Origin of the sequence: Flavobacterium sp. (assembly GCF_039595935.1) — a bacterium.
In the GTDB taxonomy this organism is placed as follows: Bacteria; Bacteroidota; Bacteroidia; order Flavobacteriales; family Flavobacteriaceae; genus Flavobacterium.
Window position 1 is genome coordinate 1,287,049 of the sequence record NZ_JBCNKR010000006.1, and the last position, 19,925, is coordinate 1,306,973.

Below are 19,925 nucleotides of genomic sequence, written 5' to 3' on the forward strand. Positions count from 1 at the left end.
ATTTTAAAGAAAAGTGTATTTCAACGTTTTTCTTTGTAGTTGGTCGAGTAATGTAGCTAGTATTGAGGTCTTTATATATTTTCGCTGCTCCAAAACTACTAATTTAATCTAAAGACGACTATGTGTCTTGAACCTAAAAAACTTATGGTCTGCACACCATCCTATTTTTTCGATGTTGAAAAAAGTTTTTTCAATTATCAGAAATCCAATCTTTTTAATTTTTCGTATCTGCTAAATATTCTGAAAACCAACATCTGGAATTCAGACGCTATAATTTCTATTACTCAAATTAACACGGAGTCTGTCTATGCGTAACTTTACTTTTAATTGGTTTAAATTCTTTAAATCAAGTTTTCTTATTTTACTTTTTTCATTGATCAGTAATACTGCTTCAGCTCAATTTTATACGAAGCATTATATTGCGCCTGCTCCATGGCAATATTTTAATAAAGCAAATGAAATTGTAATTGCTACAAATTCAACAACTACAGTAAATATTACTTTATCAAAAAGTAATGGTACTCTGGTAACGAATTTAACTGCAGTAAAAGGCACTCCGGCGGTTTATAGATTTACTGGTCTGCCAAAAGATACACCAGCTTTTGCTTTAAATACTATTTTAAACGGAGCGGGATTAATAATTAATGCCAGCGCTCCGGTTTCTATTAACTTGCGAAATGTTGCTTCTGATGCTTTAGGAGGTGATGGAAGTGATCAGGATATAAAAGGAAATGCGGCATTAACCAGTTTTGGAGACGCCGGTATTGGAATTAGATTTAGAGTAGGTTATTACAGAGACGGTTCTTTAGGAAATTTTGGCGGTTTTGGAGATCAGCGCCCTATTTACAGCATTATGGCTACTGCTGATAATACAACAGTAAAAATTAATAATGCTACTGTAACGACTTTAAATTCAGGACAAAGTTATTTGTTTAAAGCGGCTATAGGAACACTGGTAGAATCTTCAAATCCTGTTGTAATGAATACTTCAGCAGCTATAGATACGCCAGATGGTTGTGGGGATGGAGCTTTTAACCAGATTCCGCCGGAAGCAGTTTTAGGAACAGAATATTTTATTGAAAGAGGAAAAGGAAACGATACTGCAGAACAGACTACAGTTGTTGCTACAAAAGACAATACAGCTTTAACAATAGATACTTACTCTACAACGGGAGCATTAACAGGAACAGTTAACGTAACATTAGCAACAGCAGGAAGCTTTTATACTTTCCGCAATGGGGTTTCTAACACGAGTTTTACAGCATCTCGTGTTTTTGCAGATAAAAAAGTTGTGGTATACTCTGGGACAGCTCAATCATGTGAGGTTGATATTTCGACAATTGCACCTGTATCAGAATGTGGAGGATCTAACTTTATAGAAACTGCAAAATTTAGAAACTACGGTACAGGTTCACTTCCTTATTTTGGATATATACTTTTAAGAAGTGCTACTGATCCCGTAATGGTAAACGGAACAAATATTGAAACGATAAGTGGTATTACAGCGCGTCATCAATTAGGAACAACAGGCTGGTACATCATTAATTTTGAAGATACACAAATAGGAAGTCCAAATATTCTTTCTATTTCAAGTGCTGCAAAATTAACTGTTTCGATTGTACAGCAAGGAGGAGGATTCTCAATGGCAGGATTTTTCTCTAATTTTGCCGTTCAGCCAGAAGATCCTACTATGACTTATATTTCTGGTGGAGGCTGTACTAACAATAAAGCAGAATTAACAACACCTGCTGGTTTTGCACCTTATCAGTGGTATTTTAATGGAACGGCAATTGCAGGAGCTAATTCAGCAACTTATACAGCTACAAAAACAGGAGCTTATTCTGTAGCATCAACTTTAACATGTGGAGCTCAGACTCAATCAAAACCTGTTAGTGTTACTTTATGTACTGATTTAGGAATTACTAAAACAGTAGATAATGCTTCACCATGTATTGGATCAAATGTTGAATTTACCCTTACTGTAAGTAATTTAGGAGGAAACAATATTTCAGGAGTTTCTGTAAACGATGTACTTCCTTCAGGTTATACTTTTGTAAGCTCGACAACAGCGGCTGGAGCTTACGATTCGGCAACAGGTATTTGGAGTATTGGAGATGTAGATGCTCAAACTTCTAAAACATTAAAAATTGTTGCAACGATTAATGCATCAGGAAATTATACTAATACAGCATCATTACCTGCTTCGATAGATACCAATACAGCAAACAATTCAGCTAGTGCTGCGGTAACACCAAAATCATCAAATCTTATTATTACTAATCCAGCTGCAGTTTGTGCACCTGCTACGATTGATTTAACGGCTCCGGCAGTTACGGCAGGAAGTACGCCTAATATGACACTTTCATATTGGACAGATGCAGCTGCAACGACAGCCTATACAACGCCAAGTGCTGTTACTGCTTCGGGAACGTATTATATAAAAGCGGTTTCTGCTGATGGATGTCAGTTTATTAAACCAGTTGTTGTAACAATCAATGCACAGCCAAGTACACCTACAATTAGCGTTAATTCAGGCTCAGCTACTTGTACAACTGCCGGAAATACAGTTTTGAGATCAAGTAATGCAGGTACAGGAGGTACTTATTTATGGTCAACAGGAGAAACAACAAGAAATATTACAATTAATACTGAAGGGAGTTATAGTGTTAAAGTCATTAATAGTTCAGGTTGCGCGAGTAATAGTTCAGCAGTAACAGTAGTAACTTTTACACCGGCAGCTCCAGCGGCTTCTGCTCAGACATTTTGTTCTTCTGAAAATAAAAAAGTTAGTGATTTAGTTGCCTCAGGAACTAATTTGAAGTGGTACAGCGGAGCAAGTGGAGGATCAGCGCTTCCTGCGTCTCAAGTATTGGCAACAGGTAATTACTATGTTAGCCAGACAGTAAATAGCTGCGAAAGTTCAAGAACTCAGGTAGCAGTGACAATAAATACAACTTCATCAGCTCCGGTTGCATCATCTCCTCAGACATTTTGTGCAGCTGATAATAAAAGAGTTAGTGATTTAGTAGCTACAGGAACTAATCTTCAATGGTATAATGTATCTTCAGGAGGTTCAGCACTTCCAACAAATCAAGTTTTAGCTACTGGAAACTATTATGTAAGCCAAACGGCAAACAGTTGTGGAGAAAGTGCAAGAACTTTAGTAGCGGTTACTATTAATACAGTTCCAGCAGCACCAACAGCATCTTCTCAGACATTTTGTGCAACGGATGCTAAAAAAGTAAGCGACTTGGTTGCGACAGGAACAAACTTAAAATGGTACAACGCATCGACAAACGGAACTTTATATACGGGTACAGAGACTTTGGTTACAGGAACCTATTATGTAAGCCAAAGCACTAATAGTTGTGGAGAAAGCCCTAGAACTTCGGTATCAGTTACTGTAAATAATACAGCGGCTCCAACAGCATCTTCACAAACTTTCTGTGCAATTGATGCTAAAAAAGTTAGTGATTTAGTAGCAACAGGAACTAACAAAAAATGGTATAGTGCAAGTACAGGCGGAACACTTTATACAGGAACTGAAACTCTAACATCAGGAAATTATTATGTAAGCCAAACTTTAAACAGCTGCGAAAGTACAAGAACTTTAGTAGCCGTTACGGTAAATAATACAGCAGCTCCTACAGCATCTTCACAATCTTTTTGTGTTGCAGATAATAAAAAAGTTAGTGATTTAGTAGCAACAGGAACTAATTTAAAATGGTACAATGCAAGTACTGGTGGAACACTTTACACAGGAACAGAAACATTAACATCTGGGAATTATTATGTAAGCCAAACTGTTGGTGGTTGTGAAAGTGCAAGAACATTAGTATCAGTAACAGTAAACCCAACACCGTCTGCGCCAACCATTACTGCAGATGGACCAACTACATTTTGCTCAGGAGGAAGTGTTACTTTAACTTCAAGCGGCGGAAATAGTTATGTATGGTCAACAGGAGCTACTACACAGTCAATTACTGTATCAGCTTCAGGAAATTATAGTGTAAGAATAGGAAATGCTTCAGGATGTTTAAGTGCAGCTTCTGCAGCTACATCAGTAACGACAAATCCAATTCCAGCAGTTCCGACTTTAGGTACTGTTACTCAACCTACATGTTCAACAGCAACGGGAAGTTTTACAATTACAAACTACAGCGCTTCTAATACTTATACAGTAAGCCCATCAACAGGGGTTACCCAGTCAGGAAACACCATTACAGCTCCGGCAGGAAGTTATACTGTAACGGCTACAGCAAATGGATGTACTTCTGCAGCTTCAACAGCGGCGGTTGTTAACTCTCAGCCAGCTACACCGGCAGTTCCGACTTTAGGTACTGTTACTCAGCCGACATGTTCAACAGCGACAGGAAGTTTTACAATTACTAACTACAGTGCTTCGAATACTTATACAGTAAGCCCTTCAACAGGGGTTACCCAGTCAGGAAACACCATTACAGCTCCGGCAGGAAGTTATACGGTTACCGCTACGGCAAACGGATGTACTTCTGCAGCTTCAACAGCAGCGGTTGTTAATTCACAGCCAGCTACACCGGCAGTTCCGACTTTAGGAACAGTTACACAGCCGACATGTTCAACAGCAACGGGAAGTTTTACAATTACCAATTACAGCGCTTCTAATACATATACGGTAAGCCCATCAACAGGAGTTACACGTTCAGGAAACACTATTACAGCTCCGGCAGGAAGTTATACGGTAACAGCTACAGCTAACGGATGTACTTCTGCAGCTTCAACAGCAGCGGTTGTTAATTCACAGCCGGCTACACCTGCAGTTCCAACTTTAGGTACTGTTACACAGCCTACATGTTCAACAGCAACGGGAAGTTTTACAATTACCAATTACAGTGCTTCGAATACTTATACAGTAAGCCCATCAGCAGGTGTTACACAATCAGGAAACACTATTACTGCTCCGGCAGGAAGCTATACTGTAACGGCTACAGCTAACGGATGTACATCGGCGGCTTCAACAGCAGCGGTTGTTAATTCACAGCCAGCTACACCGGCAGTTCCGACTTTAGGGACTGTTACTCAGCCTACATGTTCAACAGCAACGGGAAGTTTTATAATTACCAATTACAGTGCTTCGAATACTTATGCAGTAAGTCCATCAGCAGGGGTTACTCAATCAGGAAACACCATTACAGCTCCGGCAGGAAGTTATACAGTAACAGCAACAGCAAACGGATGTACTTCTGCAGCTTCAACAGCAGCGGTTGTTAATTCACAGCCAGCTACACCGGCAGTTCCAACTTTAGGAACAGTTACACAGCCTACATGTTCAACAGCAACGGGAAGTTTTACAATTACGAATTACAGTGCTTCGAATACTTATACAGTAAACCCATCAGCAGGGGTTACTCAATCAGGGAACACCATTACAGCTCCGGCAGGAAGTTATACAGTAACAGCAACAGCAAACGGATGTACTTCTGCAGCTTCAACAGCAGCGGTTGTTAACTCACAGCCGGCTACACCTGCAGTTCCGACTTTAGGTACTGTTACACAGCCTACATGTTCAACAGCAACAGGAAGTTTTACAATTACAAATTACAGCGCTTCGAATACCTATACAGTAAGCCCGTCAACAGGGGTTACCCAGTCAGGAAATACCATTACAGCTCCGGCAGGAAGTTATACGGTAACGGCTACAGCAAATGGATGTACTTCTGCAGCTTCAACTGCAGCGGTAGTTAATTCTCAGCCAGCTACACCAGCAGTTCCGACTTTAGGTACTGTTACTCAACCTACATGTTCAACAGCAACAGGAAGTTTTACAATTACAAATTACAGCGCTTCGAATACCTATACAGTAAGCCCGTCAACAGGGGTTACCCAGTCAGGAAATACCATTACAGCACCGGCAGGAAGTTATACGGTAACGGCTACAGCAAATGGATGTACTTCTGCAGCTTCAACTGCAGCGGTAGTTAATTCTCAGCCAGCTACACCGGCAGTTCCGACTTTAGGTACTGTTACTCAGCCTACATGTTCAACAGCAACGGGAAGTTTTACAATTACAAACTACAGTGCTTCGAATACTTATACAGTAAGCCCGTCAGCAGGGGTTACCCAGTCAGGAAACACCATTACAGCACCGGCAGGAAGCTATACGGTAACGGCTACAGCAAATGGATGTACTTCTGCAGCTTCAACTGCAGCGGTTGTTTCAGATTATATTTGCGCTGAAGATGATAATCCTTCATCAATTAATGGATTGATTGGAGGATCAATTTCAACAGTTTTTGCAAATGATAAAATTAATGGAGCATCTTTTTTACCAGCGGATGTTACTTTAACAACAACGACTTTACCAACGGGAATTACTTTTAATTCGAATGGAACTATAAATGTTGCTCCAAACACACCAGCAGGAACATATGTAATTACTTATACTATTTGTAAATCAACTAATCCAAGTATTTGTGATCCAGCTGATGTAACAGTTGTAATAACAGCACCAGTAATCGATGCAGTAACTGAAACTACAGCATCTATCAACGGAAACACAGGCGGCACAACAGCAGCTTTAACAGCAAATGATACCCTAAACGGAAACCCGGTTGTGATTGGAACATCAGCAGGACAGGTAATATTAACGGCAGTAAGCGTTCCAACAGGATTGACATTAAATGCAGACGGAACGGTAACAGTGGCAGCGAATACTCCTGCAGGAATTTACGATGTTCAGTACACAATCTGTGAAGTTACAAATCCAGGGAACTGTGATACAGTAATTTCAAAAGTTGTGGTTGGAGCAGCAGTAATCGATGCAGTAACCGAAACTACAGCATCTATCAACGGAAACACAGGCGGCACAACGGCAGCTTTAACAGCTAATGATACCCTAAACGGAAACCCGGTTGTGATTGGAACTTCAGCAGGACAGGTAACACTCACAGCAGTAAGCGTTCCGGCAGGATTAACATTGAATGCAGACGGAACAGTAACAGTGGCAGCGAATACAACAGCAGGAACTTACGATGTAGAATATACAATCTGTGAAGTTACAAATCCAGGGAACTGTGATACAGTAATTTCAAAAGTTGTGGTTGGAGCAGCAGTAATCGATGCAGTAACCGAAACTACAGCATCTATCAACGGAAACACAGGCGGTACAACGGCAGCTTTAATAGCAAATGATACCCTAAACGGAAACCCGGTTGTGATTGGAACATCAGCAGGACAAGTGACATTAACAGCAGTAAGCGTTCCGGCAGGATTAACATTGAATGCAGACGGAACAGTAACAGTGGCAGCGAATACAACAGCAGGAATTTACGATGTTCAGTACACAATCTGTGAAGTTACAAATCCAGGGAACTGTGATACAGTAATTTCAAAAGTTGTGGTTGGAGCAGCAGTAATCGATGCAGTAACCGAAACTACAGCATCTATCAACGGAAACACAGGCGGCACAACGGCAGCTTTAATAGCAAATGATACCCTAAACGGAAACCCGGTTGTGATTGGAACATCAGCAGGACAAGTGACATTAACAGCAGTAAGCGTTCCGGCAGGATTAACATTGAATGCAGACGGAACAGTAACAGTGGCAGCGAATACAACAGCAGGAACTTACGATGTAGAATATACAATCTGTGAAGTTACAAATCCAGGGAACTGTGATACAGTGATTTCAAAAGTTGTGGTTGGATCAGCAGTAATCGATGCAGTAACTGAAACAACGACATCAGTAAACGGAAATACAGGCGGTACAACAGCAGCCTTAACAGCAAACGATACCCTAAACGGAAATCCAGTTGTGATTGGAACATCAGCAGGACAAGTGACATTAACAGCAGTAAGCGTTCCAGCAGGATTAACATTAAATGCGAACGGAACAGTAACCGTTGCAGCGAACACGCCAGCAGGAACTTACGATGTAGAATATACAATCTGTGAGGTTACAAATCCAGGGAACTGTGATACAGTAATCTCAAAAGTTGTGGTTGGATCAGCAGTAATCGATGCAGTAACTGAAACTACAGCTTCAGTAAACGGAAACACAGGCGGCACAACAGCAGCCCTGACAGCTAATGATACTTTAAACGGAAACCCGGTAGTAATCGGCACATCAGCAGGACAGGTAACATTAACGGCAGTAAGTGTTCCATCAGGATTAACATTAAATGCAGACGGAACGGTAACTGTAGCGGCAAACACGCCGGCAGGAACATATGATGTAGAATACAGAATCTGTGAAGTTACTAACCCAGGCAACTGTGATACAGTAATCTCAAAAGTTGTGGTTACAGCGGGAGTACTGGTTGCTAATCCGGACACAATCGGATCAGTAACAGCAGGAAACACGCCTCGGACATTACCTGTAAATGTATTTGATAATGATACTAAAAACGGAACAGCCCTTGTACCATCAGATGTAAATCTGACAACTACTACGGCTGACCCGACAGGATATTTAGTTCTAAACCCGGATGGAAGTTTAACAATAGGAGCTAATGCACCGGCAGGAAGCTACCAGTTAACTTACACGATCTGTGAGAAACTAAACCCATCAAACTGCAGTTCAAACACAGTGACAGTAACAGTCGGCGTACCGGTAATCGATGCAGTAACCGAAACTACAGCATCTATCAACGGAAACACAGGCGGCACAACGGCAGCTTTAACAGCAAATGATACCCTAAACGGAAACCCGGTTGTGATTGGAACATCAGCAGGACAAATAACCCTGACAGCAGTAAGTGTTCCGACAGGCTTAACATTAAACGCAGACGGAACGGTAACTGTTGCACCAAATACAACAGCAGGCACTTACGATGTTCAGTACACAATCTGTGAAGTTACAAACCCAGGGAACTGTGATACAGTGATTTCAAAAGTTGTGGTTGGATCAGCAGTAATCGATGCAGTAACTGAAACAACGACATCAGTAAACGGAAATACAGGCGGTACAACAGCAGCCTTAACAGCAAACGATACCCTAAACGGAAATCCAGTTGTGATCGGCACATCAGCAGGACAGGTAACATTAACAGCAGTAAGCGTTCCAGCAGGATTGACATTAAATGCTAACGGAACAGTAACTGTTGCGGCAAACACACCAGCAGGAACTTATGATATAGAATATACAATCTGTGAAGTTACAAACCCAGGGAACTGTGATACAGTGATTTCAAAAGTTGTGGTAACAGCGGGAGTACTGGTTGCTAATGCAGACACAATCGGATCAGTAACAGCAGGAAACACTCCTCAGACACTTCCGGTAAATGTATTTGATAACGATACTAAAAACGGAACAGCCCTTGTACCATCAGATGTAACTCTGACAACTACTACAGCAGATCCGACAGGATATTTAGTTCTAAACCCGGACGGAAGCTTAACATTAGGAGCTAATGCACCGGCAGGCACTTACACGTTAACTTACACGATCTGTGAGAAACTAAACCCATCAAACTGCAGTTCAAATACAGTGACTGTAACAGTCGGCGTACCGGTAATCGATGCAGTAACTGAAACGACAGCATCAGTAAACGGAAACACAGGCGGCACAACAGCAGCGCTGACAGCAAACGATACCCTAAACGGAAATCCGGTTGTAATAGGAACATCAGCAGGACAGGTAACCCTGACAGCAGTAAGCGTTCCAGCAGGATTAATATTAAATGCTAACGGAACATTAACTGTAGCTGCAAACACGCCGGCAGGAACTTACGATGTAGAATACAGAATCTGTGAAGTTACAAACCCAGGCAACTGTGATACGGTAATCTCAAAAGTTGTGGTTGGAGCAACAGTAATCGACGCCGTAACCGAAACGACAGCATCTATCAACGGAAACACAGGCGGCACAACAGCAGCCCTGACAGCAAATGATACCTTAAACGGAAATCCGGTTGTAATAGGAACATCAGCAGGACAGGTAACATTAACAGCAGTGAGTGTTCCAGCAGGCTTAACACTTAATGCTAATGGAACCGTTACAGTTGCACCAAATACACCAGCAGGAACTTACGATGTAGAATATACAATCTGTGAAGTTACTAACCCAGGCAACTGTGATACGGTAATCTCAAAAGTTGTGGTAACAGCAGGAGTACTTGTGGCTAACCAGGACACAATCGGATCAGTGACAGCAGGAAATACACCTCAGACACTGCCTGTAAATGTATTTGATAACGATACTAAAAACGGAACAGCCCTTGTACCATCAGATGTAAATCTGACAACTACGACTGACCCGACAGGATATTTAGTTCTAAACCCAGACGGAAGTTTAACATTAGGGGCCAATGCACCGGCAGGCACTTACACGTTAACTTACACGATCTGTGAGAAACTAAACCCATCAAACTGCAGTTCAAATACAGTGACAGTAACAGTCGGCGTACCGGTAATCGACGCAGTAACCGAAACTACAGCATCTGTCAACGGAAACACAGGCGGCACAACAGCAGCGCTGACAGCAAACGATACCCTAAACGGAAATCCGGTTGTAATAGGAACATCAGCAGGACAGGTAACCCTGACAGCAGTAAGCGTTCCAGCAGGATTAACATTAAATGCTGACGCAACAGTAACTGTTGCGGCAAACACGCCGGCAGGAACATATGATGTAGAATACAGAATCTGTGAAGTTACTAACCCAGGCAACTGTGATACAGTAATCTCAAAAGTTGTGGTTACAGCGGGAGTACTGGTTGCTAATCCGGACACAATCGGATCAGTAACAGCAGGAAACACGCCTCAGACACTGCCTGTAAATGTATTTGATAACGATACTAAAAACGGAACAGCCCTTGTACCGTCAGATGTAACTCTGACTACCACAACAGCAGATCCGACAGGATATTTGGTTTTAAACCCGGACGGAAGCTTAACATTAGGAGCCAATGCACCGGCAGGAAGCTACCAGTTAACTTACACAATCTGTGAGAAACTAAACCCATCAAACTGCAGTTCAAACACAGTGACAGTAACAGTCGGCGTACCGGTAATCGATGCAGTAACTGAAACAACGGCATCAGTAAACGGAAACACAGGCGGCACAACAGCAGCCCTGACAGCAAACGATACCCTAAACGGAAACCCGGTAGTAATAGGAACATCAGCAGGACAGGTAACATTAACGGCAGTAAGCGTTCCAGCAGGATTGACATTGAACGCGGACGGAACCGTTACAGTTGCACCAAATACACCAGCAGACACTTACGATGTTCAATACACCATCTGTGAAGTTACCAATCCAGGGAACTGTGATACAGTAATCTCAAAAGTTGTGGTTACAGCAGGAGTACTGGTTGCTAACCCGGATACAATCGGATCAGTAACAGCAGGAAACACACCTCAGACACTGCCTGTAAATGTATTTGATAACGATACTAAAAACGGAACAGCCCTTGTACCATCAGATGTAACTCTGACTACCACAACAGCAGATCCGACAGGATATTTAGTTCTAAACCCGGACGGAAGCTTAACATTAGGAGCTAATGCACCAGCAGACACTTACACGTTAACTTACACAATCTGTGAGAAACTAAACCCATCAAACTGCAGTTCAAACACAGTGACTGTAACAGTCGGCGTACCGGTAATCGATGCAGTAACCGAAACTACAGCTTCGGTAAACGGAAACACAGGCGGTACCACAGCAGCTTTAACAGCAAATGATACTTTAAACGGAAACCCGGTTGTGATTGGAACATCAGCAGGACAAGTGACATTAACAGCAGTAAGCGTTCCAGCAGGATTAACATTAAATGCGAACGGAACAGTAACCGTTGCAGCGAACACGCCAGCAGGAACTTACGATGTAGAATATACAATCTGTGAGGTTACAAATCCAGGGAACTGTGATACAGTAATCTCAAAAGTTGTGGTTGGATCAGCAGTAATCGATGCAGTAACTGAAACTACAGCTTCAGTAAACGGAAACACAGGCGGCACAACAGCAGCCCTGACAGCTAATGATACTTTAAACGGAAACCCGGTAGTAATCGGCACATCAGCAGGACAGGTAACATTAACGGCAGTAAGTGTTCCATCAGGATTAACATTAAATGCAGACGGAACGGTAACTGTAGCGGCAAACACGCCGGCAGGAACATATGATGTAGAATACAGAATCTGTGAAGTTACTAACCCAGGCAACTGTGATACAGTAATCTCAAAAGTTGTGGTTACAGCGGGAGTACTGGTTGCTAATCCGGACACAATCGGATCAGTAACAGCAGGAAACACGCCTCGGACATTACCTGTAAATGTATTTGATAATGATACTAAAAACGGAACAGCCCTTGTACCATCAGATGTAAATCTGACAACTACTACGGCTGACCCGACAGGATATTTAGTTCTAAACCCGGATGGAAGTTTAACAATAGGAGCTAATGCACCGGCAGGAAGCTACCAGTTAACTTACACGATCTGTGAGAAACTAAACCCATCAAACTGCAGTTCAAACACAGTGACAGTAACAGTCGGCGTACCGGTAATCGATGCAGTAACCGAAACTACAGCATCTATCAACGGAAACACAGGCGGCACAACGGCAGCTTTAACAGCAAATGATACCTTAAACGGAAATCCGGTTGTAATAGGAACATCAGCAGGACAGGTAACATTAACAGCAGTGAGTGTTCCAGCAGGCTTAACACTTAATGCTAATGGAACCGTTACAGTTGCACCAAATACACCAGCAGGAACTTACGATGTAGAATATACAATCTGTGAAGTTACTAACCCAGGCAACTGTGATACGGTAATCTCAAAAGTTGTGGTAACAGCAGGAGTACTTGTGGCTAACCAGGACACAATCGGATCAGTGACAGCAGGAAATACACCTCAGACACTGCCTGTAAATGTATTTGATAACGATACTAAAAACGGAACAGCCCTTGTACCATCAGATGTAAATCTGACAACTACGACTGACCCGACAGGATATTTAGTTCTAAACCCAGACGGAAGTTTAACATTAGGGGCCAATGCACCGGCAGGCACTTACACGTTAACTTACACAATCTGTGAGAAACTAAACCCATCAAACTGCAGTTCAAACACAGTGACTGTAACAGTCGGCGTACCGGTAATCGATGCAGTAACCGAAACGACAGCATCTGTAAACGGAAGCACAGGCGGTACCACAGCAGCTTTAACAGCAAATGATACTTTAAACGGAAACCCGGTTGTGATTGGAACATCAGCAGGACAGGTAACATTAACAGCAGTAAGCGTTCCATCAGGATTAACACTGAATGCGAACGGAACAGTAACCGTTGCGGCTAATACACCGGCAGGAACTTATGATGTTCAGTACAGAATCTGTGAAGTTACCAATCCAGGGAACTGTGATACAGTGATTTCAAAAGTTGTGGTTACGGCTGGAGTACTGGTTGCTAACCCGGACACAATCGGATCAGTAACAGCAGGAAATACACCTCAGACACTTCCGGTAAATGTATTTGATAACGATACTAAAAACGGAACAGCGCTTGTACCGTCAGATGTAACTCTGACAACTACTACGGCAGATCCGACAGGATATTTAGTTCTAAACCCGGACGGAAGCTTAACATTAGGGGCCAATGCACCGGCAGGAAGCTACCAGTTAACTTACACGATCTGTGAGAAACTAAACCCATCAAACTGCAGTTCAAACACAGTGACAGTAACGGTTGGGGGAACAACACCAACACCAATAATTGATGCGGTTACGGAAACTACAGCAGCAATCGATGGAAACCTTGGAGGGACAACGGCTTCATTAACAGCAAATGATACTTTAAATGGTAATCCTGTAGTTATTGGAACATCAGCAGGACAGGTAACATTAACGGCAGTGAGTGTTCCATCAGGATTAACACTTAATGCAGACGGAACAGTAACCGTTGCAGCGAACACGCCAGCAGGAACTTACGATGTTGAATACAGAATCTGTGAGGTTACAAATCCAACTAATTGTGACTCAGTGATCTCAAAAGTTGTGGTAGACAATAGTACCTCACCAACACCAGTAATTGATGCAGTAACCGAAACTACGGCTCCGATAAATGGAAGCACAGGCGGTACAACGGCTTCATTAACAGCAAATGATACTTTAAATGGTAATCCTGTAGTTATTGGAACATCAGCAGGACAAGTGACACTAACAGGAATCAGCGTTCCAGCAGGATTAACGCTTAATGCAGACGGAACGGTAACCGTTGCAGCGAACACGCCAGCAGGAACTTACGATGTAGAATACAGAATCTGTGAGGTTACAAATCCAACGAATTGTGATTCAGTGATATCAAAAGTTGTGGTAGACAATAGTACTGCACCAACACCAGTAATTGATGCAGTAACCGAAACTACGGTTCCGATAAATGGTAGCACAGGCGGTACAACAGCAGCCTTAACAGCTAACGATACCTTAAACGGAAATCCGGTTGTAATAGGTACAAGTGCCGGACAAGTAACTCTAACGGCGATTAGTGTTCCAACAGGATTAACACTTAATGCAGACGGAACAGTAACGGTTGCAGCGAATACACCGGCTGGAATTTACGATGTTGAATACAGAATCTGTGAGGTGACCAACCCAACAAACTGTGATGCCGTAATTTCAAAAGTTGTAGTAACTAGCGGCGCTTTATTGCAAGCGATTGATGATATAGTAGGATCAGTAGTTGGAGTAAATCATCCTCAAACAATTGTAAATATCTTTGATAATGATATAAACAACGGATTACCAGTTGTTGCAAACGACTTGAATCTTTCAGTAGTTACACCAGACCCAACAGGATTCTTAACAGTAAATCCTGACGGAACAGTTACATTAGGAGCAAATGCGCCAAGAGGAACATATGAAGTGATTTATCAAATTTGTGAAAAACTGAATCCAACAAATTGTAGTTCAGCTTCTGTTAAAGTAACAGTTGATGATCCAACGATGACAGTAACAGCAAACAGCTACTGTTCTAATAATGTACCTTATGTATCTTATAATGTTGTTCCGGACAACTTTACTCCAAATAATCTATTAACGATTAAATGGATTGATAGTGCAAACAATGTGGTAGCAACACAAACTAACTTACCATTAAGCGGTAATATCTTGTGGCCAGGTGCAGTTGTTGATGGAAACGGAAACGGCGTTGACTGGCCAGGATGGATAAATTCAAATGGTCAATGGACACAAGGTGCAGATGGATTCGAAAATACAAGACCTGCAGTTACAATGGAGTTTTCATTAAACCCAACAGTGAGTGTTATTGTAAATTATCCAGCAGCAACAGCAGGTTGTAACGCAAGTCCAACTTTTGTTATCAAAGCAAATAACGATTTTGCGGGACCAATTGATGTAACGAAAGTAACAAGTACTGGAATAAATGTATTCACAAACGATACACAAAACGGATCAGCAGTTATCCCAGCTAACGTAACTTTAAGTACAGTACTTGCTAACGCTAATTTAATTCTAAATGCAGATGGTACTGTTGATATAAAACCTGGTACACAAACAGGAACTTATCAATTGACATATCAAATATGTGATGTTTTAAATTCATCTAATTGCAGTCAGGCAGTTGTAACTGTTGATGTATTGAATACGGTTATTCCCGTAACACCAACTAAACCAATTGTGGCAAACAATGACGGTGAAATAGCAGTCGACGGAATTAATGGTTCTCTTGAATTCATCAACGTTTTAGATAATGATTTATTAGACGGATTAGCAGTTAACCCTGTAGATGTTACAATTACAAATACATCTGGCAATACAAACTTTGAGTTTAATGCTGATGGAACTGTAAATGTAAAACCAAATACACCGGGAGGAACGTATCAGATTACATATCAAATTTGCGAAAAAGCAGCAACGACAACAAATTGTGCATCAGCAACATTATCAGTTTTTGTTGAAGTTCCGGCTATTGCGATTGTTAAAACTGCAGTATTCAATGATGATAATAAGAATCAGAATGCTGATCCAGGAGAAACAATTACATACGAGTTTACAGTAACCAATACAGGAAACGTACCATTAAAAGGAATTACAATTACAGATCCGCTGCCAGGAGTGGTTGTTTCTGGACAAGCTATTGACTTAGCAGTTGGAGAATCAAATAATAGTAATTTCACAGCACTTTATAAAATAACACAAACCGATATTAATAACGGAAAAGTTACGAATCAGGCAAGTGTTAAAGGAAGCAGTGCAAAAGGAGTGGTAGTAGAAGATCTTTCTGATAATGATGGAATCAATGGAGATAACCCTACTGTAATAGGACTAAATGGTTGTATAATTGACGTTAAGAAAGCTTTCTCTCCAAATGGTGATGGCAAAAACGAACGTTTCTACATTCAGGGAATTGAATGTTACCCGGACAATACAGTAGAAATCTACAACCGTTGGGGAGTTTTAGTATTCGAAAAATCTGGATATAACAATGAAGACAGAGTATTTAAAGGATATTCAGAAGGACGTACTACTATGAAACAATCAGAAGGACTGCCGGTAGGAACTTACTTCTACATTCTTAAATACAAAGACAGCGCTTCTAATCCTCACGAAAAATCAGGTTATTTATATATTAATAAATAAAAATTACAAACGGCTTAGTTAAGCTAGGCCGTTTTTAAAATTCTTATAAATGAAAAAATTAGGCTTAATTTTCATGTTTTTTACAATTGTGTGTTCGGCTCAGCAAGACTCTCAATTCACACAATATATGTATAACACTATTGAGATCAACCCCGCATATGCAGGTTCTCGTGGTGTTTTGAGCGCTTTTGGGTTATATCGTACACAATGGATTGGATTAGATGGAGCGCCGGTAACAAGTACTTTTTCGGTAAATACACCTTTAGATAATAGTAATTTAGGATTAGGAGTTTCGTTGGTAAACGATAAAATTGGGCCAACTAACGAGAATACTTTGTCTGCAGATTTATCATATAGTATTCCAACTTCAGAATCATTTAAACTTTCATTCGGTATTAAAGCAACAGCAAATCTTTTTAATCTTGATGTAAGTAAATTGAGCTATGAAAATCAGGATGATGAAATGTTTCAGGATGTAAGAAATAAGTTTACGCCAAATATCGGAGCAGGGGTTTACTGGCATTCAGATCGTGCTTATTTGGGATTATCGGTTCCAAATTTTATCGAAACAAACCGATATGATGATAATGATGTAGCCATTTTCAAAGAAAAAATCAACTACTATTTCATGGCCGGATATGTGTTCAATTTAGATCGTTTAGAGTATATAAAATTCAAACCAGCTTTATTAACAAAAATGGTTGAAGGTGCGCCTTTACAGGTTGACGTTTCAGGTAATTTTATGTTTAATGACAAATTTGTTGTGGGACTTGCTTATCGCTGGAGCGCTTCAGTAAGTGCTATGGCAGGTTTTCAGGTTACAAGAGGAATGTACATAGGATATGGTTACGATCACGAAACTACTCGTTTACAGAAATACAATTCAGGATCGCATGAAATTTTCCTTCGTTTTGACTTTTTCAATAACTACAACAAACTTACTTCACCAAGATTCTTTTAATTGACTTAAATATGAAGATGAAAAATTTAGTTTATTCCTTTTTGTTTTTTTGCTTTTTCTTCAATGCAAATGCACAAACGGCCAATATAAAAAATGCAGATCAAAAATACGACAGCTACGCTTATGCAGATGCTATAAAGGCTTATGAAAAATTAGTAAAAAAAGGAGTTAAAGAAGAAAGAATATTTCAAAGACTTGGAAATTCCTACTATTTCATAGGAGAGTTAGAAGAAGCATTACAATATTATCAGGAATTATTCAGCATTAATGAAAATCAGGAAGCTGAATATTTGTATAAATATGCACAATGCTTAAAATCAGTAGGGAGTTATAGTAAAGCCGATAAAGTTCTGGAAAAATTCAGCGAGAAGGCGCCTTTAGATAAAAGAGCCGTTTTGTTTCAAAAAAACAAAAGTTATTTAGAAGATATAAAATTCAATTCAGGCCGATTTGATATTGCTGATGCCGGAGTTAACACAAAAGATTCAGATTACGGAAGTACAATTTTAGATAACAAATTAGTATTTACATCGGCAAGAGATACTGGTGCCATCATTAAGAAAAACTTTAAATGGACCAATAAAGCGATTTCAACTTTATATACCGTAGAGTTAAATCAGGATGGAAGCATTGGAAAAACAATATTGTTTCACAAACAAAACTTAAAAGTAAATTTCAATCAGTCAACTCCCGTTTTTACAAAAGACGGAAGAACGATGTATTTTACCAGAAACAACTCTGTAAACGGTAAAAGAAGAAAGAACGAAAAAAACATTACATTCTTAAAACTTTATAAAGCAGTTTTAATTGACGATCAATGGAAAGAAGTTCAGGAACTGCCATTTAATAGTGACGAATATAGTGTAGCGCATCCGGCTTTAAGTCCTGATGAAAAAACATTATATTTTGCATCAGACATGCCGGGAACGTATGGTTTATCAGATATATTTAAAGTAAGTATAGCAGATGACGGAACTTTTGGAAAACCAGAAAATTTAGGACCTGAAATTAATACAGAAGGAAGAGAAACTTTCCCTTTTATTTCAGATGAAAATGAAATTTATTTTGCTTCTGACGGAAGACCTGGCTTAGGCGGATTAGACGTTTATGTTTCAAAAATAAATAAAGACGGTTCTTTTGATGAAGTCCAAAACGTGGGAGATCCTATAAACAGCAAACAAGATGATTTTGCGTTTATGATAAACAGCAAAAACAGAAACGGTTTTTTCTCATCAAACAGAGTAAACGGCCACGGACTAGATGATATTTACAGATTTACAGAAAATCGCAGGTTAATTTGCGAACAACAATTGTCAGGAGCCGTTATCGACATGGAAACAAACGAAGTACTTTCAGACGTTTCATTAATTTTGTTCGATGAAGCAGTAAAAGCTCCGGTTGAAGCAAAAACAGATTCAAACGGAAATTATATTTTCCCGAATGTAAAATGCGGAAAAAAATATTTTATCAGAACTTCAAAAGACGATTATCTGCCTAAAGAAGTTTCTATAACATTAAAAAAAGCAACAGGTTCAGTTTCACTTCCAATAGTTTTAGAAAAGAAACCAAAGCCAATAGTAAAAGCAATGCCGGTTGTTATAAAAGGAAATTCGATCAAACCAGTTAAAGTTAACATTACAATCGGAACCGATTTGGTAAAACTTTTAAACATTCCGATGAACTTTTTCGATTTAGGTAAAGCAACAATTAAAAAAGAATCTGAACCTAAACTGCAAAAAATTGTAGATATGCTGAAACAATATCCAACCATAAAAATTGATATTCGTTCCCATACCGACAGTCGTTCTTCTACAGAAAGCAATCAGATTTTATCAGATAAAAGAGCCCAGTCTTCAAAAAACTGGCTTGAGCAAAGAGGAATTGATCCAAGCCGCTTAACAGCAAAAGGTTACGGAGAAACACAATTAGTAAATAAATGTGCCGATGGTATAAAATGTACCGAAAAAGAACACCAGCAAAACAGACGAAGTGAATTCATAATTACGAGTATGTAATCCCTAATATATAAAAGCCCTTTTCTAGATTGAAAAGGGCTTTTTGGTTATGTGATGAGATTGTGATTTTTTTCAATAAACATTTCGCTGACTTATTATATAATCCCTACGGGATATTATTTGGATGGAAATTTCTTCTTCTACCGATATGTAACTCCTAACGGAGCATTTCAAAAAAAAATTAAAATTTGATTTTATTGATATTTAATTCCTAACGGAGTTTTTATAAAGGTTAAAATTTGAAAAAGATATTTCGTAGAAATTAAATATCGGTAGCTTCAGAATTTATCGGCACGTATTTTTGTCCCGTAGGGACTATACCAAAACATTGTAAACCATCGATAAACGTTAAAAAATCTAATTT

3 protein-coding genes are annotated in these 19,925 nt (G+C 40.1%); all 3 read left to right on the top strand.

The window, feature by feature from the left end; genetic code table 11:
* Nucleotides 1-373: 373 nt before the first annotated feature.
* From ABDW27_RS15420 to ABDW27_RS15430, 3 genes are read left to right on the top strand one after another with little or no spacing between them, the layout of a single operon-like run.
* Complete coding sequence (locus ABDW27_RS15420) at nucleotides 374-16,585, top strand: gliding motility-associated C-terminal domain-containing protein (protein ID WP_343696710.1); 16,212 nt, start codon at nucleotides 374-376, stop codon at nucleotides 16,583-16,585.
* A 49-nt stretch (nucleotides 16,586-16,634) separates the two neighbouring features.
* Complete coding sequence (locus tag ABDW27_RS15425; RefSeq protein WP_343696711.1) at nucleotides 16,635-17,546, top strand: type IX secretion system membrane protein PorP/SprF; 912 nt, start codon at nucleotides 16,635-16,637, stop codon at nucleotides 17,544-17,546.
* Between the two features lie 11 nt (nucleotides 17,547-17,557).
* Entirely contained in the window at nucleotides 17,558-19,561 is a 2,004-nt protein-coding gene (locus ABDW27_RS15430; RefSeq protein WP_343696712.1) for an OmpA family protein, read from the top strand.
* Nucleotides 19,562-19,925 lie beyond the last annotated feature (364 nt).